The 22,191-nt window shown below is 65.3% G+C and carries 19 protein-coding genes; 12 read left to right on the forward strand and 7 right to left on the reverse strand.

Translation table 11 applies throughout. The annotated features are described in order from the left end of the window. Positions 1-15: 15 nt before the first annotated feature. Together AABA86_RS08740 and AABA86_RS08745 are read left to right on the forward strand one after the other, a co-directional pair. A complete protein-coding gene (locus AABA86_RS08740; RefSeq protein ID WP_338306462.1) occupies positions 16-1,386 on the forward strand; it encodes a sensor histidine kinase in 1,371 nt (456 codons plus the stop codon). A gap of 7 nt (positions 1,387-1,393) precedes the next feature. Next, positions 1,394-2,044 (forward strand): response regulator, encoded by a 651-nt coding sequence (locus AABA86_RS08745; RefSeq protein WP_212251722.1) that lies wholly within the window; start codon positions 1,394-1,396, stop codon positions 2,042-2,044. 457 nt (positions 2,045-2,501) lie between these two features. Here AABA86_RS08745 and AABA86_RS08750 read toward each other — a convergent pair whose 3' ends face one another. Then, the gene (locus AABA86_RS08750) at positions 2,502-3,089 is read right to left on the reverse strand and encodes a TetR family transcriptional regulator (RefSeq protein WP_212251726.1); all 588 of its coding nucleotides are present in this window, start codon (positions 3,087-3,089) and stop codon (positions 2,502-2,504) included. A 561-nt stretch (positions 3,090-3,650) separates the two neighbouring features. Here AABA86_RS08750 and purB point away from each other — a divergent pair. Next, entirely contained in the window at positions 3,651-4,958 is a 1,308-nt protein-coding gene (purB, locus tag AABA86_RS08755; RefSeq protein ID WP_338306463.1) for an adenylosuccinate lyase, read from the forward strand. Between the two features lie 60 nt (positions 4,959-5,018). Here purB and AABA86_RS08760 read toward each other — a convergent pair whose 3' ends face one another. Next, on the reverse strand, positions 5,019-5,513 hold the full coding sequence (locus tag AABA86_RS08760; RefSeq protein WP_338306464.1) for a hypothetical protein: 495 nt from the start codon (positions 5,511-5,513) through the stop codon (positions 5,019-5,021). Between the two features lie 150 nt (positions 5,514-5,663). Between AABA86_RS08760 and AABA86_RS08765 the strand changes: the two genes are divergently transcribed. Further along, positions 5,664-6,836, forward strand: a complete 1,173-nt coding sequence (locus AABA86_RS08765) for a M20 aminoacylase family protein (protein WP_338306465.1) — start codon at positions 5,664-5,666, stop codon at positions 6,834-6,836. A gap of 117 nt (positions 6,837-6,953) precedes the next feature. On the opposite strand, the gene AABA86_RS08770 is transcribed toward AABA86_RS08765, so the two are convergent. The 3 genes from AABA86_RS08770 to AABA86_RS08780 all read right to left on the reverse strand — a co-directional run bounded on the left by AABA86_RS08770 (position 6,954) and on the right by AABA86_RS08780 (position 12,736). Then, positions 6,954-8,822 carry a caspase family protein gene (locus AABA86_RS08770; RefSeq protein WP_338306726.1) on the reverse strand — a complete coding sequence of 623 codons (1,869 nt, stop codon included), beginning with the start codon at positions 8,820-8,822 and terminating at the stop codon, positions 6,954-6,956. Further along, entirely contained in the window at positions 8,822-10,663 is a 1,842-nt protein-coding gene (locus AABA86_RS08775) for a caspase family protein (protein WP_338306466.1), read from the reverse strand. The genes AABA86_RS08770 and AABA86_RS08775 overlap by 1 nt, the downstream gene beginning before the upstream one ends. Before the next feature lie 165 nt (positions 10,664-10,828). Then, positions 10,829-12,736, reverse strand: a complete 1,908-nt coding sequence (locus tag AABA86_RS08780; protein ID WP_338306467.1) for an acyl-CoA synthetase — start codon at positions 12,734-12,736, stop codon at positions 10,829-10,831. Between the two features lie 248 nt (positions 12,737-12,984). On the opposite strand from AABA86_RS08780, the gene AABA86_RS08785 reads away from it, so the two are divergent. After that, positions 12,985-14,064 carry a SecDF P1 head subdomain-containing protein gene (locus AABA86_RS08785; protein WP_338306468.1) on the forward strand — a complete coding sequence of 360 codons (1,080 nt, stop codon included), beginning with the start codon at positions 12,985-12,987 and terminating at the stop codon, positions 14,062-14,064. A gap of 252 nt (positions 14,065-14,316) precedes the next feature. After that, complete coding sequence (locus AABA86_RS08790; protein WP_212251740.1) at positions 14,317-15,123, forward strand: Crp/Fnr family transcriptional regulator; 807 nt, start codon at positions 14,317-14,319, stop codon at positions 15,121-15,123. Between the two features lie 10 nt (positions 15,124-15,133). Here the strand turns inward: AABA86_RS08790 and AABA86_RS08795 are convergent, their stop codons facing one another. Next, positions 15,134-15,775: a glutathione S-transferase family protein gene (locus tag AABA86_RS08795; RefSeq protein ID WP_338306469.1), complete on the reverse strand. Its 642-nt coding sequence runs from the start codon at positions 15,773-15,775 to the stop codon at positions 15,134-15,136. A 177-nt stretch (positions 15,776-15,952) separates the two neighbouring features. Here AABA86_RS08795 and murI point away from each other — a divergent pair, with 177 nt between their 5' ends. The 6 genes from murI to AABA86_RS08825 all read left to right on the forward strand — a co-directional run bounded on the left by murI (position 15,953) and on the right by AABA86_RS08825 (position 20,875). Continuing rightward, positions 15,953-16,744 carry a glutamate racemase gene (murI, locus tag AABA86_RS08800; protein ID WP_338306470.1) on the forward strand — a complete coding sequence of 264 codons (792 nt, stop codon included), beginning with the start codon at positions 15,953-15,955 and terminating at the stop codon, positions 16,742-16,744. A gap of 61 nt (positions 16,745-16,805) precedes the next feature. Beyond that, positions 16,806-17,579: an HpcH/HpaI aldolase family protein gene (locus AABA86_RS08805; protein WP_212251746.1), complete on the forward strand. Its 774-nt coding sequence runs from the start codon at positions 16,806-16,808 to the stop codon at positions 17,577-17,579. 66 nt (positions 17,580-17,645) lie between these two features. Continuing rightward, on the forward strand, positions 17,646-18,029 hold the full coding sequence (locus tag AABA86_RS08810; protein ID WP_338306471.1) for a cupin domain-containing protein: 384 nt from the start codon (positions 17,646-17,648) through the stop codon (positions 18,027-18,029). 105 nt (positions 18,030-18,134) lie between these two features. Beyond that, complete coding sequence (locus AABA86_RS08815; RefSeq protein WP_212251748.1) at positions 18,135-18,902, forward strand: acyltransferase; 768 nt, start codon at positions 18,135-18,137, stop codon at positions 18,900-18,902. 198 nt (positions 18,903-19,100) lie between these two features. Then, the gene (rpsD, locus tag AABA86_RS08820; protein WP_212282272.1) at positions 19,101-19,718 is read left to right on the forward strand and encodes a 30S ribosomal protein S4; all 618 of its coding nucleotides are present in this window, start codon (positions 19,101-19,103) and stop codon (positions 19,716-19,718) included. 89 nt (positions 19,719-19,807) lie between these two features. Then, on the forward strand, positions 19,808-20,875 hold the full coding sequence (locus AABA86_RS08825; RefSeq protein ID WP_338306472.1) for a threonine aldolase family protein: 1,068 nt from the start codon (positions 19,808-19,810) through the stop codon (positions 20,873-20,875). A 53-nt stretch (positions 20,876-20,928) separates the two neighbouring features. Here the strand turns inward: AABA86_RS08825 and AABA86_RS08830 are convergent, their stop codons facing one another. After that, positions 20,929-22,191, reverse strand: a complete 1,263-nt coding sequence (locus AABA86_RS08830; protein ID WP_338306473.1) for a serine hydrolase domain-containing protein — start codon at positions 22,189-22,191, stop codon at positions 20,929-20,931.

The raw sequence follows: 22,191 nt of genomic DNA on the forward strand, positions 1-22,191 counted from the left end.
GTCGGGGATGATCGCATGCGCCTCGTGCTTCAGCTTGTCGCCCGTCTGCTGCTTATCGTGGCCCTGTGCCTTGGCGCGGCAACCATATGGGCCACACTCGACGCCTATCGCAGCGTCGACCGGTCGACGGCTGCCTCGGCCCAGCGGGTCGCGCAGGCGCTTCAGGCGCTGTATTGGCGCGAGCTTTTGTTGCGTAGCAGCAGAGCGCGCGAGCATCTCCTGCCCGTTCCGGACTGGCGCACCCTGGAGACCATGAAGCTGATTTCGCCCGGCGTCTGCGTCGAGTTCCAGCCGGCCGCGGCATTCGAGAAGCCGCTCTGCGGCCAGAGCGAGGGGCTAGGCAAGACGCCGCCGCGCTGGTTCGCCGCGATCGTGCCGACCTTCCTCGGCAGCCACGCCGAGGCGGTCCGACCCGTCAGTCCCCGTGCCGCTTCTGCCGGCACCGTGGTCGCGACGCCGGATGCCGCGGCCGCCATCTCGCTCGCCTGGGAGTACATCCTCAACGTGATCGACGTCGCGCTATTGATGGCGGCGGCGATCGCGCTGCTGGCTTCGCTGGCGATCGCGCATGCGCTGGCACCGGCGCGCGCGATCGTGACCGCCCTGCAGCGCATGGCGCGCGGGCAGTACCGCACCAAACTGCCGCGCTTCCGCTCCATGGAGCTCGCGATGATCGGCAACGCCGTCGACGCGCTCGGCGGCCGCCTGGAGGAAGCCACCGAGCAGCGCGCGGCGCTGACGCGGCGCCTGCTGGAGATCCGCGACGACGAACGCCGCGCCCTCGCCCGCGAACTGCACGACGAGTTCGGGCAGAATCTCTCCGCCATTCTCGCTTTCGCCAACACGATCGAAACGGCGAACACAAAGGACAACCGGGATCACGGCACCGCGCAGGACGCGCGCATGATCTCGCAGGCCACCCATCATCTGATGGCCTCGCTCCGCGATGCGCTGAAGCGCCTGCGCAATCCCCTGCCCGAGGAGCTCGGGCTCGAGGCAAGCCTCGTCAATCTCGTCGACAGCTGGCGCTCGCAAAGTGCCGCGCGGCCGACCATCCAGCTCGATCTCAGAGGTGACCTCACTGACATCAGCGGTCCGGCCGCCACCACGGCCTATCGCGTGGCACAGGAATGCCTGACCAACGCGCTGCGTCACGGTGCGGCGCGCGAGATCAGCTTGCGCATCGAACGCCGGGCCGGCGAGGATGACGCCCTGCTGATCCGCGTCGAGGACGACGGCGGCGGCGATGCGGAGCGCGTCGCGCAATCGGCCGGCTTTGGCCTGACCGGCATCCGCGAGCGCGTCACGGCGGCCGGCGGATCGCTCTCGATCCTGCCCGCCCGCGGCGGCCTCAGTGTCGCCGCCACCATCCCGCTTGCCGCGTGAGGGCGGAATGAGCGAGGTTGCGGCAACAGGCATCTCCGTGCTGCTCGTCGACGACCACCCGATCGTCCGCCAAGGCTATCGGCGCGTGCTGGAAAGCCAGGGCGATCTGCACGTCGTGGCGGAAGCCGACAACGCCGCGGACGCCTACGGCGCGTTCAAGGCACATGATCCCGATGTCGTCTTGCTCGATATCTCGATGCCCGGCGCGAGCGGGCTGGAGGCGATCCGCAACATTCGCGCGCGCAGCCCGCGGGCGCGGATCCTCGTCTTCACTATGCACAACGAGGCCGTGCTGGTGAAAGCCGCCTTCGGCGCCGGCGCCAGCGGCTTCGTCACCAAGAGCAGCGAGCCGTCCGCCGTCGTCACCGCGATCCGCGCCGTCGCGCGCGGCGAGCGCGCCATGAGCGACGATATCGCGCACATCCTCGCCGAGGACAGCCTGTCGGCGGGCTCAGCGTTGGATCAGCTGGGCGAGCGCGAGATCGAGATCCTGCGCCAGTTCGCCGGCGGCGCCACCACCGAGCAGATCGCGACGCATCTCAATCTCAGTGTGAAGACAGTGCAGAACTACCACTATCTGATCAAGACCAAGACCGGCGCGCGCACCGACGCGCAGCTGGTGCGGCTGGCAGCGAGTTGCGGACTGACGAGGATTTAGCAGCAAAGCTGCCGCACTGCCCCCTGCCCCCTTGAAGCTTCTCAATCTGCTGAACGAAATTGGAACGGACCCCATCCGGCTCCGGTTAGTATCGGAGTGAAGGAGTCACAAGGTCATGAGTAAGGGTCATCACAAGGCGGTCGACCATCCCCCGATCATCACAGTAGGCGAGCTCATCGACGAACTTTGCCGCCTGCCGGACACAGCCATTGTCCACTTCCGCTGTCCAATGCTCGATCAGGAGCTAACCTTCTACCGTCTTCGCAAGCGATCAAAGGACTCCGTCGAAATCGCGGTCAATGCATATCCGAATAGTCCGCCGGTCGTTCCATCGTCCGATCCTGTCTTCCACGCGCGAAGACATTCGGCTTCCTCGCCATCGCTTCGCGACGGCGTCCTTCTTCACAAGGCGAGAGGTTGATCGGCGGCACCGCGGATTGAACGGGTTCCTGCGGCCTCAGGCCGCCTTCAGACCGCGCAGCAGCAGCGCGAGCGTCGCGTCGACGCGCGCGGAGAGATCAGCATCCTTCCACTCGTCGGCATGCGCCGGATGGTGGAAGCGGCTGGTTGCATCGTAAATCGCGCGCGCGGTGGCCTTGACGTCGTCGATGGCGAAGACGCCCTGCGCCACACCGTCGGACAGGATGGCCACGACCTGGTCGGTCAGGGTGTCCTTGTGGCATTTGACGGCCGCGCAGGCCTCGCGCGCCAGCGTCAGATAGGTGTCGAACATTTCGGGGTCGTCGAGCACTCGCGAACGCTTGGCGGCGAACAGCGTGCGCAGCCAGCGGTCGAGCCGCGCCGGCGCCGGACCCTGCTCCTCGGCGATCTGGCGAAGCGGCGCATCGATGCGGTCCAGCCAACGTTTGGCGACGGCCTCGCGCAGCGAAGCCTTGCTCGGGAAATGGCGATAGACGCTGCCGTGGCTCACATCGAGCGCACGGGCCACGTCGACCACGGTGGCCTTGGCAAGTCCGTAACGCCGCAACACGTCCTCGGTCACTTCGAGGATCCGCTCCGGCGTCAAGACAACGGCTTCATTCATGCCAGCACCATGTTCCCGTTTGGGCTCAGTTATCCGGCTAGAGCTGCTTCCGAAGCGCCCCTGCCGGCCGTTTCGGAAAGCTCTCGCCTCAATGAGGCAGTTTTGCAGCCTGCGCCGCGATCTGGCGCGCCACCAGCAAATTGAGCCAATGCCCAATCGCCCCGGTGAGATTGATGATTTCGGTCGTCATTTTCTTATATCTCCATTCGTCCACGGCCCTCGCCCTTCGATGGCGACCGTCGATCCGAGAGGTATTTCGGATGTCGGGCTCCCCCTGGAGGTAACCGCGGGACGCCCAATCGGAGCGTCCGAGAACGGATATACACGTCCCGCTGACAGATTTCAATATCTGTCAGTCAATGATCCGTGATTGACAGTTAATATTTGGGGCCGGACCCCTGCCCCCTGCCAGCCGGCCCGGTGGATAGCTCGGCGATACCGCTCTCCCGGGGCCCAGACCGTTTGTTTCGCCCTGCCCGCTCTGTTAAATCACGGCGTAAAAAGCATTTTGGCCAGCGCCGCCCCTTGGGGACCGCCCGCCCACCTTCCTGGAGCCGTCAGATGATCCCCCGCTATACCCGCCCGGAAATGGCCTCGATCTGGGAGCCGCAGACCCGGTTCAAGATCTGGTTCGAGATCGAGGCGCATGCGGCGGACGCCCTCGCCGAACTCGGCACCATCCCCAAGGAGGCCGCCAGAACGGTCTGGGCCAAGGCCAAGGACGCCACCTTCGACGTCGCCCGCATCGACGAGATCGAGCGCGAGACCAAGCACGACGTCATCGCCTTCCTCACCCACCTCGCCGAGATTGTCGGCCCCGAGGCGCGCTTCGTGCACCAGGGCATGACCTCCTCGGACGTGCTCGACACCTGCCTCAACGTCCAGCTCACCCGTGCCGCTGACCTTTTGCTCGCCGACCTCGACAAGGTGCTGGCCGCGCTGAAGAAGCGCGCCTTCGAGCACAAGATGACGCCGACCATCGGCCGCAGCCACGGCATCCATGCCGAGCCCGTCACCTTCGGCCTCAAGCTCGCTTATGCCTATGCCGAATTCTCGCGCGCCAAGGAGCGCCTGATCGCGGCGCGCAAGGAGGTCGCGACCTGCGCCATCTCCGGCGCCGTCGGCACCTTCGCGCAGATCGATCCGCGCGTCGAAGAGCACGTTGCGAAAGCCATGGGCCTCGTCCCCGAGCCGATCTCGACCCAGGTGATCCCGCGCGACCGCCACGCGATGTACTTCTCGACGCTCGGCGTGATCGCCTCCTCGGTCGAGCGCATCGCGGTCGAGATTCGCCACATGCAGCGCACCGAGGTGCTGGAGGCCGAAGAGTTCTTCTCCGAAGGGCAGAAGGGCTCCTCCGCGATGCCGCACAAGCGCAACCCGGTGCTGTCGGAGAACCTCACCGGCCTCTCCCGTATGGTGCGCGCCTATGTGACGCCTGCGCTGGAGAATGTCGTGCTCTGGCACGAGCGCGACATCTCGCACTCCTCAGCCGAGCGCATGATGGGTCCGGATGCCACCGTGACGCTCGACTTCGCGCTGGTGCGCCTCGCCGGCCTGATCGACAAGCTCCTGGTCTACCCCGCCAACATGCAGAAGAACCTCGACCGCCTCGGCGGCCTCGTGCATTCGCAGCGCGTGCTCCTGGCGCTCACGCAGAAGGGCGCAAGCCGCGAGGACGCCTACAAGCTCGTGCAGCGCAACGCGATGCCGGTCTGGCGCGGCGAAGGCGATTTCCTTCAGCTGCTGAAGAAGGACACGGAGGTGAAGAAGTATCTCAGCGACGCCGAGATCGAGGAGCAGTTCGACCTCGGCTATCACCTCAAGCACGTCGACACGATCTTCAAGCGCGTGTTCGGCGAGAGCTGAGCATCGCTTGCGTCGCCCGGGAGCCACATTCGTGGCTGCCGGGGCACGTGCGATTGCGGTCTATAGTCGCTTCTGCAGCCATTTCACGAGCGCGGGGCTGCCGATGGTGGCGGTGATGAAGCCGCACATGTTGCCGTCGACATAGCCCGCGCGGCCCCGCCCCTGCACATAGCGCTTGCTGAAGAAGATCGTGTGCAGCTGATTGCCGGCGTCATCGAGGAAGACGAGCTGCCAGCGCAAATCGGGTTGGTAAGACAATTGTGCGGGCGCCAGCGCCTTGACGGCTGCCGCCAGTTCGGTCGCGTCGGTCGCGGTCAGGACCTGTGTCTTGCGTTCGCTCGCATAGCTCGCAAAATGCTCCGGCGAGATCGGAATGCTGGCGAGCAGGCGATCGGAGATCTTCAGAAGATCGATCCTCTTGATCTGGCCCGCCTGGATCTTCTGGCTGATCGATCCAATCGCGGCAGTGGCCGGGCCGACATCGCAGGCGAAGGCCGGGCTGGCCATGATCGAGAAGCAGCCCGCCAGCACAAGAATGTCGCGTCCGAACTTCATGGCCTGCCCTCGTCCCCGGCGTATCGCTGCCTCACCTTATAGCCACGGAACGGGGCGACGAAAGCCCGGCGACCATTTGCGGACCGCGATGCCGCGGAGTACGCTTCCAGCTCATCAATCCTGCGAGCACAGAAGAAACGGACCTTTTCAATGCCCATCGTCAACCGCGTTGCCGCCCTCTCCGACGAAATGGCCGCCTGGCGCCATGACTTCCACGAGAACCCGGAGCTGCTCTACGAGGTCCACCGCACCGCGGGCATCGTCGCCGAGAAGCTGCGCGAGTTCGGCTGCGACGAGGTGGTGACGGGTATCGGCAAGACCGGCGTGGTCGGGGTGATCCGCGGCCGCAAATCCGCCTCCGGCAAGACCATCGGCTTGCGCGCCGACATGGACGCTCTGCCGATCGTGGAGACGTCGGGCGTGCCTTATGCGTCGAAGATCCCCGGCAAGATGCACGCCTGCGGCCATGACGGCCACACCGCGATGCTGCTGGGCGCAGCCAAATATCTCGCCGAGACGCGTAACTTCGACGGCACGGCGATCATGATCTTCCAGCCCGCCGAGGAAGGTGGCGGCGGCGGCAAGGCCATGGTCGAGGACGGGTTGATGACGCGCTGGAACATCCAGGAAGTCTACGGCATGCACAACATGCCCGGCCTGCCCGAAGGCCATTTCGCCACGACCCCGGGCGCGATGCTCGCCTCTTCCGACAACATCCAGATCACGGTTCACGGCAAGGGCGGCCACGCTGGCGCGGGTCCGCACAAATCCGTCGACAGCGTGCTGATCGGCTCGCAGATCGTCAACGCGCTGCAGTCGATCGTGGCGCGCAACGTCGATCCGCTGAAGTCGGCCGTCATCTCGATCACGCAATTCCACTCCGGCACCGCCTTCAACATCATCCCGGAGGTCGCCGAGCTCGGCGGCACCGTGCGCACGCTCGATCCCGAGGTGCGCGATCTCGTCGAGCGCCGCATCGGCGAAGTCGCCGAAAGCGTCGCCCGCGCCTATGGCGGCTCTGCCGAGACGAAATATACGCGGATGTATCCGGTGACGATGAACCATGCGCGCGAGGCCGGGCTTGCCGCCGACGTCGCCCGCGACATCGTCGGCACCGATCGCGTCAACGACAAGTTCATCCCGATGATGGGCGCCGAGGATTTCTCGTTCATGCTGGAGGCGCGTCCCGGCGCGATGGTGCTGGTCGGCATGGGCGACGGCAACGAGTGCCATCACCCGGCCTACGTCTTCAACGACAACATCCTCGGGCACGGCGCGTCGTTCTGGGCGCGTCTGGTCGAGACGCGGATGCCGGCTGGATAGTCGCGCATTCGCAAAGGTCAGATGATGAAGCCAACCAGTTCTCCGACAAGGCCGGTCGGAGGCCTGGAGGACATCAGCTGCAGACCTCGATCACATTTCCCCTGGCGCGCAGCACGGCTAATTGCAGACTTCCGCTTGTATCATGCCGGCACTACCCGGCCTGGGATCCCGCACGATGCGGCACCCCTTGGCAACCGGCCTGCATCCGGCACTCGTGCAGATTATCTGTCCTGAGGCTTGCGGCGCTGCCGGCGCCGCCTCCGTCTGCTTTCGATCCGAATCCCGCCTCCGCGACTCCTCGCGCGTTGCGACCGGCTTCTTCTCCTGGACCTTCTCGCATTCATTGTCCTCGCCGACGCGATAGCCGGCGCGGCAGGTGATCTTGACGCATTGGTCGCCGTCGGCCTTGAAGCCGAAATTGCACACCAGCGGGCAAACCCTTCCCGGCTTCGCCTTCAGCGCATCGAGCGCATCCACGCTCGCGAGCTTCACGTCGAGCTGGGTGCCGGCATATTTGTTGAACAGCGTCAGCGAGCGCTGCGACGTCGCATTCCAGTCACCGTCCGCCGCGGCGGACAGGCAGCCGACGCGGCGCAACTCGCTCTGCACGGACTTAGTTAGATCAGCCGCCGACAATGTGGACGCCGGAGCGGGCGAGAGCGCGGCGACTTTCTGGTTCTCGACTTCGGGCATCTGCCGATCGGCCGTCGGCTTGGCCGCCTGCTCAGCCTTCTCCGCTGCCTGCTTTGCAGCAAGCTCGGCCTTGGCCTTCTCCGCCGCCTGCTTCTCGGCCAATGCCTTCGCAGCCGCCGCCTCGGCCGCCTTGCGTTGCCGTTCGGCAGCTTCCGCCTTCGCCTGCTCGATCTGCTTTTGCTTCTCGGCCGCGATCCGCGCCTCTTCGGCCGCCTTGGCCGCCGCTGCCGCCTTGTCCTGCTCGGCCTTCTGGGCGCGCTCGGCAATGAGCCTCGCCTTCTCCTGCTCGGCCGCCTTCGCCTTTTGCTCGGCTGAGGCACGCGTCTCCTCGGCGCCGATCTTGTTCAACTGACCTTTGGCGAGATTCGCATAGAATCCCTCGGGATATTGCGCCAGGAACGCTTCCCAGCCGTCACGGGTGCCGAGTTGGAGCGCAAGTTCATAGTCTCGCCTGAGCTCAGACTGCGGATTGGCTTGCGGGCCGGTCGCAACGGGCTTGGCAGGAACGAGCGGCACGTCGTCGCCGCCGAGCGAGCCATACACGAAGGGCTCTTGCTTGTTGGCCGTGCTCTTCAGCACGTCATCGCGCACGAAGCCGAACGCTTTGCGCAGATCCAGGCCGGGCTTTGGCAGGTGGTCTGCGAGAGCCGTGGCAAACGGGCTGTTTCTGGAGTCTCCGTCGGACGCCGTCGAACCGGCCTTGGCTGCAAACGCAATCATCGTGTTCGGAGTGGTTGGCTCGACCTTGGCGAGCCCGCGGCCGATCGCGCGCGAGGCCACCGTGCGCTTCATGGATTTGGCGAATGGATTGTCGCGGCAGGCATCGAGAATGACGAGACGAAGCTGTTTGGCGGGCTCGATGCTCACCAGCACGCGATCGATCGGCAGCGCCTCGTCGTAGACGTCGGTGTCGGTCTCGAGCGCGGCATCGATCGGGATCAGATAGTTGGTGCCGTCCACCTCCATGCCGTGGCCCGCATAGTAGATGACCGCGACATCGGCATCCCTGGTCCGCCCGCCGAATTCACGCAGCGCCTTGCGCATTTCAGACGCGTTCAGGTCCTGCCTGACGTCGACCGTATCGAAGCCGGCCTTCCTCAACATGCCGCCGATCAAGCCGGCGTCGCTCGCGGGGTTGGCAAGCTTCGGCACGCTCTTGTAGGCGGAATTGCCGATCAGGAGCGCGACGCGCTTGTCGGCGAGCGCCGGGCTGCAGGCGAGACAGCCTGCAAGAGCAAAAAAAGCAAGGGCCGTCAGCGCGATGGAGCAAGCCCGAAAGATGTGCTTCATCATCAGTTGCATATTTCAGCCGGTATCTTAGCCGCGGGATTGGAAGGATGATTAGCGGTCCCGAGCCGGCATCCCTTGGCGATCGGCCTGCATCCGGCGGCATTGCAGATCATCTGTCCCGAGGCTTGCGGCGCGGCCGGCGCGGCCTCCCTTTGCTTTCGATCCGTATCCCGCCTCCGCGACTCCTCGCGCGACGCGACCGGCTTCTTCTCCTGGACCTTCTCGCACTCGTTGTCGTCGCCGACGCGATAGCCGGCGCGGCAGGTGATCTTGACGCATTGGTCGCCGTCGGCCTTGAAGCCGAAATTGCAAACAAGCGGGCAGACCCGCCCCGGCTTCGCCTTCAGCGCGTCGAGCGCATCCACGCTGGCGAGCTTCACGTCGAGCTGGGTGCCGGCATATTTGTTGAACAGCGCCAGCGAGCGCTGCGACGTCGCGCTCCAGTCGCCGTCTGCGACGGAGGACAGGCAGCCGACGCGGCGCAATTCGCTCTGCACGGATTTTGTCAGATCAGCCGCCGATAACGTCGATGCCGGCGCGGGCGAGAGCGCAGCGACTTTCTGGTTCTCGACTTCGGGTATCTGCCGATCGGCCGTCGGCTTGGCGGCCTGCTCAGCCCTCTCCGCCGCCTGCTTCGCGGCAAGCTCGGCCTTGGCCTTCTCCACTGCCTGTTTCTCGGCAAGCGCCTTCGCAGCCGCCGCCTCGGCCACCTTGCGCTGATGCTCGGCCGCTTCTGCTTTCGCCTGCTCGATCTGCTTTTGCTTCTCTGCGGCGATCCGCGCCTCTTCCGCCGCCTTGGCCGCCGCGACCGCCTTCTCCTGCTCGGCCTTCTGAGCGCGCTCGGCGATGAGCCTCGTCTTTTCCTGCTCGGCCACCTTGGCCTTTTGCTCAGCCGACGCGCGCGTCTCTTCGGCGGCGATCTTGTTCAACTGGCCCTTGGCGAGGTTAGCGTAGAAACCGTCGGGATACGCCGCCAGAAACGCTTCCCAGCCGTCGCGCGTCGCAAGCTGAAGCGCGAGCTCGTAATCCCTGCGAATGGCATCCTGCGGGTTGGCCTGCGGACCGGTCGCGGCCGGCCTCACGACGAGGGGCACGTCGTCACCCCCGAGCGAGCCGTAGACATAGGGCTCCTGCTTGTAGCCGGTAGTCTTGAGCACGTCGTCGCGCACGAAGCCGAACGCCTTGCGCAGATCCAGCCCCGGCTTCGGCAGATGCTCGACCAGCGCGGTGGCGAACGGGCTGTTTCGGGCATCGCCATCGGACGCCGTCGATCCCGCCTTGGCCGCGAACGCAATCATCGTGTTCGGGCTGGTCGGCTCGACCTTGGCGAGCCCGCGCCCGACGGCGCGTGAAGCCAGCGTACGTTTCATCGACTTGGCGAACGGGTTGTCGCGGCAGGCATCCAGGATGATCAGGCGCAGCTGCTTGGCGGGCTCGACCGCGAACAGCGCGCGTTCGACCGGAATGGTCTCGTCGAGAACGTCGCCATCCGTCTCCAGTGTCGCGTCGGTCGGAATGAGATAGTTGGCTCCATCGAGCTCGATGCCGTGGCCGGCGTAATAGATCACCGCCATGTCCGCGTCGCGCGTCCTGCCGGCGAACTCGCGCAACATGCGCCGCATCTCGCTGGCACTGAGATCCAGCCTGACGTCGACGGAATCAAAGCCCGCCTTCTTGAACATGCCGCCGACCAGCGTGGCGTCGTTCACCGGATTGCTGAGCTTGGGCGCGCTCTTGTAAGCGGAATTGCCGATCACGAGCGCGACCCGCCGGTCGGCATGCGCCGGTCCGCAGGCAAGGCCAATCGCGAATATCAACAAGGCAAACAGTCGAAACGGAATCACTTGCGTCCCCCCGGATGCAATTCCCTGAGACTATTCGCTAGCGTCGCCGATTGCTAATTCTTCCTATGTGATTCCTGTCACACAAGCCGGTCTAACGGGGGTAAGGATAATGCGGCGAAGCGTCACCCTGGTTTTTCCAGGGGACGCCGCCGTCTGTCGAGGCCGCTACTTTTGCACCACCTCGTGGCGGATCACGAAGGGTGCAAGCAGCGCGTGTACCTCGCTCGCAACCGCCTCGCGCTGGTCCGACGGCAGCCCGGCAAGGGTCACGGTGGCGATTGATCCGTGACTGCCATGGGCACCGACTTTGACCCTGCAATCGATGCCGCGCTCGACCAGCGGCGTGAGCACCTTGGTGAACACGCGCTCCGCCGCGTCCCAGCGCAACTGAGGCTTGAACACCTTGCCGACACCGGTCACCGGCATCTGGTCGATCGGAATGACCTGCACCGGAACGGCGGCACGCTCCGGCGTGCGCTCGCGAACCCAGGATTCCAGTTCGCCGGGCTCCACGGTGGCGCCGGGCTTCAACTGCACGTATCCCACCGGCAGTTCGCCGGCATAGGCGTCGGGCTGGCCGACGACGGCGGCGAAGCCGACCGCGGGATGCCGGAACATGATCTCCTCGACCGGCGCGGGATCGATGTTATGGCCGCCACGGATCACGAGATCCTTGGCGCGGCCAGTGATCCAGAGATAGCCCTCGGCGTCGAGCCGGCCGAGATCGCCGGAATTGACCCAGACCTCGTCGACGAAGGCGCCCTTGTTGTGCTCGTCGTTGAGATAGCCGCCGAACACGCCGGGCCCCGCCATGATGACGACGCCGATCTCATCAGGCGCGCAGTCGCGGATCAGGCGGCCATCGGCATCGAGTTGCACGATGCGCACGCGCGCATAAGGCATGGGAAGGCCGACGGAGCCGAGCCTGATCGGCCGCGATGGATAGGCCAGCGTGTGCACGCTCGAGGTCTCGGTCATGCCATAGACCTCGACCACCGGCAGCTTCAGCTTGTCCTGGATCGCCGAGCCGACCGCGACGGGGATCGCCGAGCCGCCGCCTGCGGCATATTTCAGGCTGGAGATGTCGGCATCGCCGGGCGGCACCGCGAGCGTCGCCGCAAGCACCGTCGGCACGCTCGACAGCGCTTCGGGCTTGAACCGCTCCACCAATTTCCAGATGTTCTTCACCGCATTCGGATTGCGCCATCCGCTCGGCGACAGCACGACCAGCGAGCCGCCCGCCGACAGCGTCAGCAGCACCTGCGTCAGCGATCCCCCGACATGGAACAGCGGCATGCCGAACAGCATGTTGCCGCCCGGCTTCGACTTCAGCAGCAGATTGAGCGCCCAGGCCTGATAGACTTGGTTGGTATGCGTATGCCGCACCAGCTTGGGCGTGCCGGTGGTGCCACCGGTGTGGAAATAGGCGGCGATGTCGGCACCCGAAATCTTGCGCCCGCTGACAAGCCGATCCGAGGGCTGCTGCTTGATCAGGTCGCTGAAGGCGAAGATGCCATTCGCGGGATCGCCGCCGCCGAACACTTGCACGATCGCCTTGAGGTGCTTGAGTTGCGGGCGGATCTGCTCGACCTTTTGCCAGATATCGGTGCCAGGCATCGGCCCGAGCGCCACCAGGATTTTGGTGTTCGCAGCTTCCAGGATCTCCGCAATCTGGTGCGGCTCGAGCAGCGGATTGACGGGATTGGCGATGCCGGCAGCCTCCGCGCCGAACAGCGTCACGAAGGCATCCGGCACCAGCGGCAGCATGAAGCTGATGACGTCGTCTTTCTCCGCGCCGAGCGCGTGAAACATGTTGGCAGCCTGCGTGACGCGCGCAATGAAATCGCGGTACGTGACCACCAGTGGCGTGTCGGCGGGATCAGCGTTTTGCAGAAACTGGATCGCCGCCCCGTCGGGATTGCGCGCCGCACCGAGCCTGATCGCGTCAAACGTGCTCTCGGCGGCGATGCGGTCCGCATAGGGGACCCGCTCGAACGCCCGGACCTCCTCGTCGGTCAAAAGGTTCGGATAGTCGCTGCCAATGAGCCGATCGAGCGCGTGGATGCCCGCCATGGAATTCCGTCCTCCCTCAGATACATGTCCCCGCCCCCTGTCTTTTGACATTTTGGGTCGGCGAGGCCCCGACCGATGACCGGCCCGGCGCGGACAGAATGATGGATGATTTGGCGTTCGTCCATCGCCAACGGCTCCGGCGATCGAATGCAACCTGAGCGGCGTTTGAACCTCCGCGGCCGATCCGGGGACCAAGAACTGGCGCTGAATTCGCTCGCCAGCGCCCTGCCGCAAGACTTGAGGTCATCATGACGACGCCCCTGCGGAACCGCGTCACACGGCTGATCGCCGCATTCGCCATCGCATCGACGATCGCGCTGCCCCGCGCGGCGCTCGCTGCGGACGGCCAGCTCGACAAGATGCGCGCCAAGATCGCAGCATTCGTCACCGACAAGATGGAGAAGCTGGGCGGATCGCGCATCATCTACAAGGTGGATAGTGACGCCTTGCGGGAGGCGGTCACCACGGATCTGCGCGACGACGTCTACAAGACCCTGCGCGAGGGCCGGATCGCCTTCGCCGGCCTTACGATTCGTGACGGCGGCGTCGACGTCAAGATCGCGGACGCCAAGGGCCGCGAACTGCTCACGCGCAAGCTCGCCTCGGCGGCAGAGGGATTGCCCACGCACGCGCTCGCCGTGACCGACGCCGGAGACGGGCTGATCAGGCTTGCGCCGACCGATGCCGCATCCGCCGCACGGCTGCGCGATCTCGTCGAGGATTCCATCGCCATGATCGAGCAACGCCTCAAGGACGCCGGCGTCACACTGGCCAGCGTCCAGCCTGAGGGAACGGATCGCATCCGCATCTTCCTGCCGGGCACGATGGAGCCCGAGCGCATCACCGCGATCTTCGCCAGGAGGGTCAAGGTCAGCTTCCGCCTGATCGATGTCACGATGTCGGCGGAGCAGGCGCAATCCGGCACGCCTCCAGCAGGCACGGAAGTCATGTTCGGCTTCAAGGACAAGCTCCCCTATCTCGTCAAGGCCAGCGCGCTCGACGGTGACGACATCAGCTACGCGGGACCGGGATTGACGAGCGACACGAAGGAGCCGATCGCCTCGTTCCGCTTCAACGGTCGCGGTACGCGACGCTTCGCTCACATCACCGCAGAGAACGTTGGAATGCCCTTCGCCATCGCGCTCGACGACAAGGTGATTTCCGCCCCCGTGATCCGCGAGCCCATCACCGGCGGCTCAGGCCAGATTTCCGGCAACTTCACCCTGGAAGAGGCCAACAGCGTCGCCATGCTGCTGCGCGCCGGCTCGCTGCCCGGTCGTCTTGGCTTCGTCGAGCAGCAGGTCATCCAACCCGCCGCCAAGCCATAAGGCGAAGTTCGTCCGACGCGCCCCGCCTCGGGCATCCAGCCCCTCCACGACGCCGAAGTCCGCCCGAATCACGGCCCCGTTGCAGCCGGACGCACAACCAACGGGCAATTGCCGAAACGCCCGATCAGGCTAAAATTTGCCTCTTGCGGCGTGACGGCCAAAGGCTTCATTTCAGGCGGCCGTCATTCGATTTCGGCTATTAGGTGTCGAGCATACCGACCAGGACTGAAAGCCTTACGCGGGGTTAGTACCATGCCGTCCGGCAGCGCAGACATTTCCTCGATCCTCGACCGCATTCTCGATGCGGCAACGGACAACCTCAGGATCGCGAAGATCCTGGTCCAGATGGGCCTCGACCCGAACAACGTCACCTATGATGCGATCTTCAACCGGCTGCTGGAGATCTTGGTCCACAACATCACGTTTGCCAATCTGTTCGCCGCGGTCGGCGCCGGTTTCTTCGTCGCCACCCTCTTGATGCGGACCATGGTGCCCCTGCGCGTTGCCAACATGATCGGCTGCGCGTTTTTTGCCGTCTTCGGCGCGCTCTCCGCCAATGTCGCGACGTTCCTGCTCTATCTGCTGCTGCTTCCGATCAACGCTCTGCGCCTGCGGCAGATGCTCAAGCTGGTCAAGAAGGCGCGCCACGCGGCCGAGGGCGACATGTCGATCGAATGGCTGAAGCCGTTCATGACCGAACGCAAATATCGCCGCGGCGACACGCTGTTCAAGCTGGGCGATCCGGCCAAGGAGATGCTGCTCACGGTCACCGGCAAATTCCTGGTCAAGGAGATCAACGTCGAGATTGGGCCGGGCGCGCTGATGGGAGAACTCGGCTTCCTGACGCCGGACAACCGGCGCACCGGAACCATCGAATGCGTCGAGGACGGACAGGTGCTGACGATCACCTATGACCGTCTGCTCGAGATCTACTTCCAGGACCCGCAGTTCGGCTACTATTTCCTGGTGCTGACCAGCCAGCGCCTGCTGCAGAACATCGATCGCCTGCAGAAGCAGCTGGCCACGGAGCGGGCGGCCACGACGAACAGGATCGCGTGATCGCCGCTGCTCAGTCCAGCAGCAGCGCCATGCCGGGATCGCCCTTCTCCATCGCGCGCCGGTACGCGGGACGTGCACTGACGCGGCCGAGATATTTGACCACGTTCGGGCAGCGTGCGAGATCATAGGGCTGGAAGTAACGCATCGTCGTCAGCGAAAAAAACGTCATGATGTCGGCGGTGGTGAAGGCGTTGCCTGCCAGATATTCGGCCTCGCGAAGGCGCGCGTCGAGCAGATCGTAGGCGCGATCGAGCCGTCCCTTCATGGCAAGCAAGGTCGCGTTGTCCTTTGCGAGATCGAGCCGATTCAAAATCATCATCCGCCCCATGCCGGGTTGCAAGGTGCCATTGGCGAAGTGAAGCCAGTACAGGAACTGCGGGAAGGCGGGGTCATTGGGGCCAAGCACCAGACGGCCGTTGCCGTACTTTGCGACGACGTAGTCGACGATGGCGCCGGACTCCGCGAGCACGAGATCGCCGTCGGTCACGACGGGCGCCGCCCCACTCGGGTGCAGCGCCTTGTACTCCGGCGGCGCCAGCATGGTGACGGGATCGCGTGCGTAGCGCTTCAGCTCGTAGGGAAGCCCCAGTTCCTCGCACAGCCAGACGATGCGCTCGGACTGAGACTTGCCGAGATGATGGACGGTGAGCATGAGGCCTCCTGCAGCGGTAAGTTGGGCACGTCGTGATGACGCATATAGCAGCCATTGCCAGGGGTGGGATCTCGGTCTTGCGCCCAGTCCGCAGCGCCTCCAGCCTCCCCCCAAACAGCCCCGCCGCAAAATCGCCCTAAAAACCGAATGGTAACCATGCCGGGCTAGGGTAATGACGTGACCAATTCTCCGACGATCCTGGTGTTCGATTCCGGCCTTGGCGGGCTTACGGTGCTCCGCGAGGTCGTGGCCGCGCGTCCGGACGCCCATTTTGCCTACGTCGCCGACGACGCCTTCTTCCCCTACGGCCACCACAGCGAGGACGAGATCATCGCCCGCGTCGTGCCGCTGATGGGTGAACTGATCGGCACGCATGACCCTGATATCGTCGTCATCGCCTGCAACACGGCGTCCACCCTGGTCCTGTCTCACTTGCGCGCCGCCTATTCGGTGCCCTTCGTCGGCACGGTGCCGGCGATCAAGCCGGCCTGCGCACAATCGAGGACCCGCCGCGTCTCGGTGCTCGGCACCAAGGGCACGGTGAAGCGCGAATACACCAAGGCCCTGATCCGCGATTTCGCCCAAGGATGCGAGGTGACGCTGGTCGGCTCGCCCGAGCTTGCCTCGCTGGCCGAAGCTGAGCTCAGCGGCGCTTCCGTCAGCGACGGCGACATCCTGGCCGAACTCGCCCCCTGCTTCGTCGGCGAAGACGCGACCTCGCGCACTGACACCGTCGTGCTCGCCTGCACACATTATCCGCTGCTGCTCGACCGGTTGAAGCGGCTGGCGCCCTGGCCGGTGGACTGGATCGATCCGGCGCCGGCGATCGCGCGCCGTGTCTCGGATCTGCTCGGCCCGCGCGGGGGCGGCATCGCACAGGCCGGCGCCGAGATGATCTTCACCTCGAACCGCGTGCACGGCCTTTCGGCCACGCTGACGCCGTTCTTCGGCGGCCGCGCGCTGGCCTGACTTTGCGCATCGGCGCTGCGCTGCTAGGTTTTGCCGTCGTCACCTCCCCGCAGGCCTTTCCATGTCGGACCAGACCCCGCCGCTCAACCGCCTCCGCCAATTGTGGCGCGAGGGCCGCCCCGCCTTCGGCGCGATCGCGACCATCCCGAGCGTGCAGATGGTGCAGATCATGGCGCGCTCGCTCGACTGGATCATCGTCGATCTCGAGCATGGTCCCATCGGGCTGACCGAAGCGCACGCAATGATCGCGGCAACGACCGGCACGCCGTGCACGCCCCTAGTGCGGATCGCGGCGAACGAGCCGTGGCTTGCAAAGGCGCCCATGGACATCGGTGCCTTCGGCATCAACTTTCCGATGATCACGAACCGCACTGATGCCGAGAAGGCGGTCCGCAGCGTGCGCTACCCGCCGCGCGGCGACCGGCTCTGGGGTCCGTTCCACGCCCCGTTCCGCTGGGGCCAGTCGATGCCGGACTACATGGCAAGCGCCGACGACGAGATGATCTGCATGATCACCATCGAACATGTCGATGCCGTCAACCGCATCGACGAGATCATGGCGACGCCGGGCATCGACGTCGCGGTGATCGGGCCCGGCGATCTCGCCACCTCCATCAACAAGCGCGGACAGATGGACGATGCGGAACTGCTGGAGTTGGTCGCGCGCGCCGAGGCCGGCATCCTCAGAAGCGGCGTGCCGATCGGCGGCGTGGCCCGCACTGCGGACCAGGCCAACGCCCTGGTCGACCGCGGCTACCGCGCCATCGCGCTCGGCTTCGACTGGTCGCTGCTCCAGCGCGGCATCATGGCGGCGTTCGAGGGCATCAGGCGCTGAGCAGGCCGACGCCACCTTGCCGGGAACTGCGGCCCTGCTAGGGTCGGCCGCACCAGGGAGGAAACAATGCTCAAAAAGACTTTGCTCGCTCTTGCCTTCACCGGCCTTGCCTTCGCGGCCTTCGCCCAGCAGCCCGGCATTAAGCGCACCCCGCTCCAGAAGGTCGAATTTCCGGACGGCTACAATACCATCACCGCCATCGCGGAAGTCCCGGCGGGAGGCTCGGCCGGACGCCATACCCATCCCGGAATCGAGACGGGCTACGTGCTCGAAGGCGAGCTGAACCTCCTGATCGACGGTCAGCCGGAGAAAACCCTGAAAGCCGGTGATTCCTACCAGATCCCGGCAGGCGTCGTGCACGACGCCAAGGCTCATGGCGATAAGGCCATGAAAGTGCTGGGAGTTTACGTCGTCGACAAGACCAAGCCGCTGGCGACGCCGGCCCCTTGATATGTCGAACCGACCGGCCCCAAGCCGGTTGGTTCGTGCTAGAGCAGGCGGCGAGCGGGCGCCCCGCTCGCTGCTCATTTTTTAATCCGCGGGAACCGAAGACCGATGCGCGGGACGCCAAAGCCGATTTCGCTGCCGCGCCGCCTGATCTGCGACCTCATGCGGGCGTCGATGGACGTGCCGTTCGTATCGCTTTCCCGTTCACTCAACATCCGCCCCCTGCTCGAGGCACGCGCCGCAGCCGCCGCACCGGCGGGCTGGGCTGCGACCTTCGTCAAGGCGTTCGCCTTGGTCGCCAGGGACGAGCCGATCCTGCGCACCGTCTACGCCAAATGGCCCTGGCCGATGTTCTACGAACTGCCGAACAGCGTGGCGTCGGTGGCGATCGCCCGGGTCGAGGACGGCGAGGAATGCGTGATGCCGCAGCGAATCGCAGCCCCCGAGGCCATGGCGTTGGCCGCCGTCGATGCCGAGATCCGGCGCGGCAAGACGGCACCGATCGCAGACGTCCCGATGTTCCGGAAGATCATGCGGGCAACCCGCCTGCCGCTGCCGCTGCGGCGCCTGTCCTGGGCGATCGGGCTCAATTTCGGCCGCCAGCGCGGTAATTGGTTCGGCAGCTTTGCGGTGAGCTCGGTGGCCGCCTATGGCGGCGGCGAGCTCCATCCGATTACGCCCGGCCCCTTCATCGTCAGCTACGGCCTGGTTGAGCCCGACCAGACCATTCATGTCGTGATCCGCTGGGATCACCGGGTTACCGATGCGGCCCCGATCGCCCGGGTCCTGACCCGGTTGGAACAAGTCCTGAACACTGAAATCGCTGCCGAATTGCGGGCGGCCGGCTCGAAGCCCATTCGGGCGGTCGGGACCTGATTCCGGGGCTATTCGCATTGACAGCGAACCCCAAACTCACCTAAAAGCCGCCTGCTCGCGGGCCGATTTCGGCCCGCGAAGCGTTTCGCGACCCGTGGTCCACTCCCTTAAGCTTTGGGGATCGGACCTGTCAGTGCCGGGCTAGCCCGTCACACAGGAGGGCGCGTTTCCTCAAACCATGCAACCGAAGAGGACGCGATGACTAAGCGCAGTGAGGCGAAGTACAAACTCGATCGCCGTATGGGCCAGAACATCTGGGGCCGCCCGAAGAGCCCCGTGAACCGCCGCGAGTACGGCCCCGGCCAGCACGGCCAACGCCGCAAGGGCAAGCTCTCGGACTTCGGCGTGCAGCTGCGCGCCAAGCAGAAGCTGAAGGGCTACTACGCCAACATTTCCGAGCGCCAGTTCCACGGCATCTATGTCGAGGCGAGCCGCCTCAAGGGTGACACCGGCGAGAACCTGATCGGCCTCTTGGAGCGTCGTCTCGACGCGGTCGTGTACCGCGCCAAGTTCGTCTCGACGATCTTCGCCGCCCGCCAGTTCATCAACCACGGCCACATCAAGGTGAACGGCCGCAAGGTCAACATCTCGAGCTACCAGCTCAAGGTCGGCGACGTGATCGAGGTCAAGGAAGCTTCCAAGCAGCTCGCCCACGTGCTTGAAGCGAGCCAGCTCCCCGAGCGCGACACGCCCGACTATCTCGAAGTCGACCATGGCAAGATGACCGCAAAATACATCCGCATCCCCGGCCTCTCCGACGTGCCGTTCCCGGTGCAGATGGAGCCGCATCTGGTCGTCGAATTCTATTCGCGCTAAGATCTGAATATCGAAAGGCCCCGGTTCGCCGGGGCCTTTTTGCTTAAGAGCCACACTTCAGTGGCCGTCATGCCTGCAGGAGGCGTCGCATGCTCTACACCCCTCCCCCGATCGATCCCAAGGCGCCGCCGGTGCGCATCAATCTGCTCTCGGACACGCAGACAAAACCGACGGCTGGGATGCGCGAGGCGATGGCGCGGGCTGAGGTCGGTGACGAACAGGTCGGCGACGATCCGACCGTGAACGCGCTGTGCGAGCGCGTGGCGGATCTGCTCGGCAAGGAGGCCGCGGTCTATATGCCCTCGGGCACGATGTGCAACGTGACGGCGACGCTGGTGCATTGCCGTCCCGGCGACGAGATTTTGGCGCATGAGACCGCGCACATCATCGCCCGCGAAGGCGGCGCACATGCCGCGATCGGCGGCTTCCAGGTCACCCAGTTGAAGGGCCCCGACGGCCAGTTCACGCCGGAGACGTTCCGGAAAGCTCTGCACCCACGCACGCGCTACCAGCCGCCGCAGACCGTCGTCAGCGTCGAGCAGACCGCCAATATCGGCGGCGGCACGATCTGGAAGAAGGCCGCGCTCGACGAGATCGTCGCGATCGCGAAACAGCACGGCCTCGTCACTCACATGGACGGTGCGCGCCTGCTCAACGCCACCGTCGCCAGCGGCATCTCCCCGCGCGACATGACCGCCGGCTGGGATTCGGCCTGGATCGATTTCTCCAAGGGGCTGGGCGCGCCGATCGGCGGCGTGCTCGCGGGCTCGCGTGCCTTCATCGAGGCGGTCTGGCAGTGGAAGCAGCGTCTCGGCGGCTCTATGCGGCAGGCCGGAATCTGTGCCGCCGCCTGCATCTACGCGCTCGACCATCACGTCGACCGCCTCGCCGACGACCACGCCAATGCACGCGCGCTCGCCCGCGGCCTGTCGCAGATCCCCGGCGTCGAGGTGCAGGAGCCCGAGACCAATCTCGTGTTCTTCAAGCCAGACGGCGCCGGCATTGCTGGCGACAAGATGGTTGCAGCGCTGCGCCAGCGCGGCGTGACGCTTGCGATGATGGACGGCCGCATCCGCGCCTGCACCCATCTCGACGTCGATGCGAGCCAGATCGAGGAGACGATCGGGTACGTCAGAGAGATCGTGCGCGGGGCGTAGCTCTTGTCGCCCGGATTACGCTGCGCTCCATGCGGGCTACAAGTAGGCTGCGATCACCGCCCCATCGCCTGATAGATCAGCGTCTTCAGCGCCAGCTGGATCCGGCCGCGCTGCGACGGGGTCTGCACCATGAAGATCCCGAACAGATCGTCTTCGGGATCGATGAAGAAGAAGGTGCCGCCGACGCCGTCCCAGCGATATTCGCCAAGCGGCCATGACGTCCCCGGCGGCACCGAAGTGCGCACCGCAAAGCCGAGGCCGAAGCCGGAGCTGCCGCCCGGATAATAGCTCTGGTCGCGCGCGATCCTGGTTTCGGGGCCGACATGATCCGACGCCATCAGCGCGATGGTCTCGGGCTTGAGATAGCGCCGCCCGTCATAGGTCCCGCCGTTGAGCAGCATCTGGGCGAAACGGGCGTAATCACCGACGGTGCCGACCATGCCGGCGCCGCCCGATTGCCAAATCGCCGGGCGCCTGATGTCGCGAACCGGCGTCGCTGGATTGATGTTGCGATCGTCCGGCATCGGTTCGGCGATGCGCGGGAATTTGGCGGGGTCAGTGACGTAGAACGCCGTCTCCGTCATGCCGAGCGGATCGAGCAGCCGTTCCTTCTCGAAATGCAGCAGCGTCTTGCCAGAGACGATTTCGACGACGCGGCCGAGCACGTCGGTGGCAAAACCGTAATCCCACAGCGTGGCCGGCTGCTCGGCGAGCGGCAGCGCCGCGAGCTTCGCGACGAAATTGGCGTTGGAAACGTCGCCATTGAAGAGGTTGGCGGCAGCATAGAGCTCACGCACGGCGCCGCCGCCAGAAGAACCGTAAGGCAGCCCCGCGGTGTGGCGCAGCAGGTCCTTGATCGTCACCGGACGCGCCTGCGGCTCCAGTGCCAGTGAAACCTTGCCGTCCTCCGCCTTCTTCTCGACGCCGACCTTCATGCCGGCAAAGACCGGAACGTACTTTGCGACGGGATCCTCGAGCGCGAGCTTGCCTTCCTCGACCAGCATCATCGCCATGACGGACGTGATCGGCTTCGACATCGAATAGAGGCGGAAGATCGTGTCCGCGCTCATCGGGATTCCGGTGGCGACGTCGCGGACGCCGAAATTCTGGTGATAAATGGGCTTGCCGTGCTGCTGGAGCAGCAGGATGGCGCCGGGGATCTTGCCGGTGGCGACCTCGTTCCGGATGTAATCGGAAACCTTCGCCAGCCCTTCGGCCGAGAGAGTGCGGGCGGAGCGTCCTTCGGAGCCGGCCTTCGCACCGACCACTCCGACCAGAAGTACGAGCGCCGCGATGAAAACGCGGCGCCCGAACAT

The sequence above is a fragment of the Bradyrhizobium sp. TM233 genome (assembly GCF_036247965.1).
In the GTDB taxonomy this organism is placed as follows: domain Bacteria; phylum Pseudomonadota; class Alphaproteobacteria; order Rhizobiales; family Xanthobacteraceae; genus Bradyrhizobium; species Bradyrhizobium ottawaense.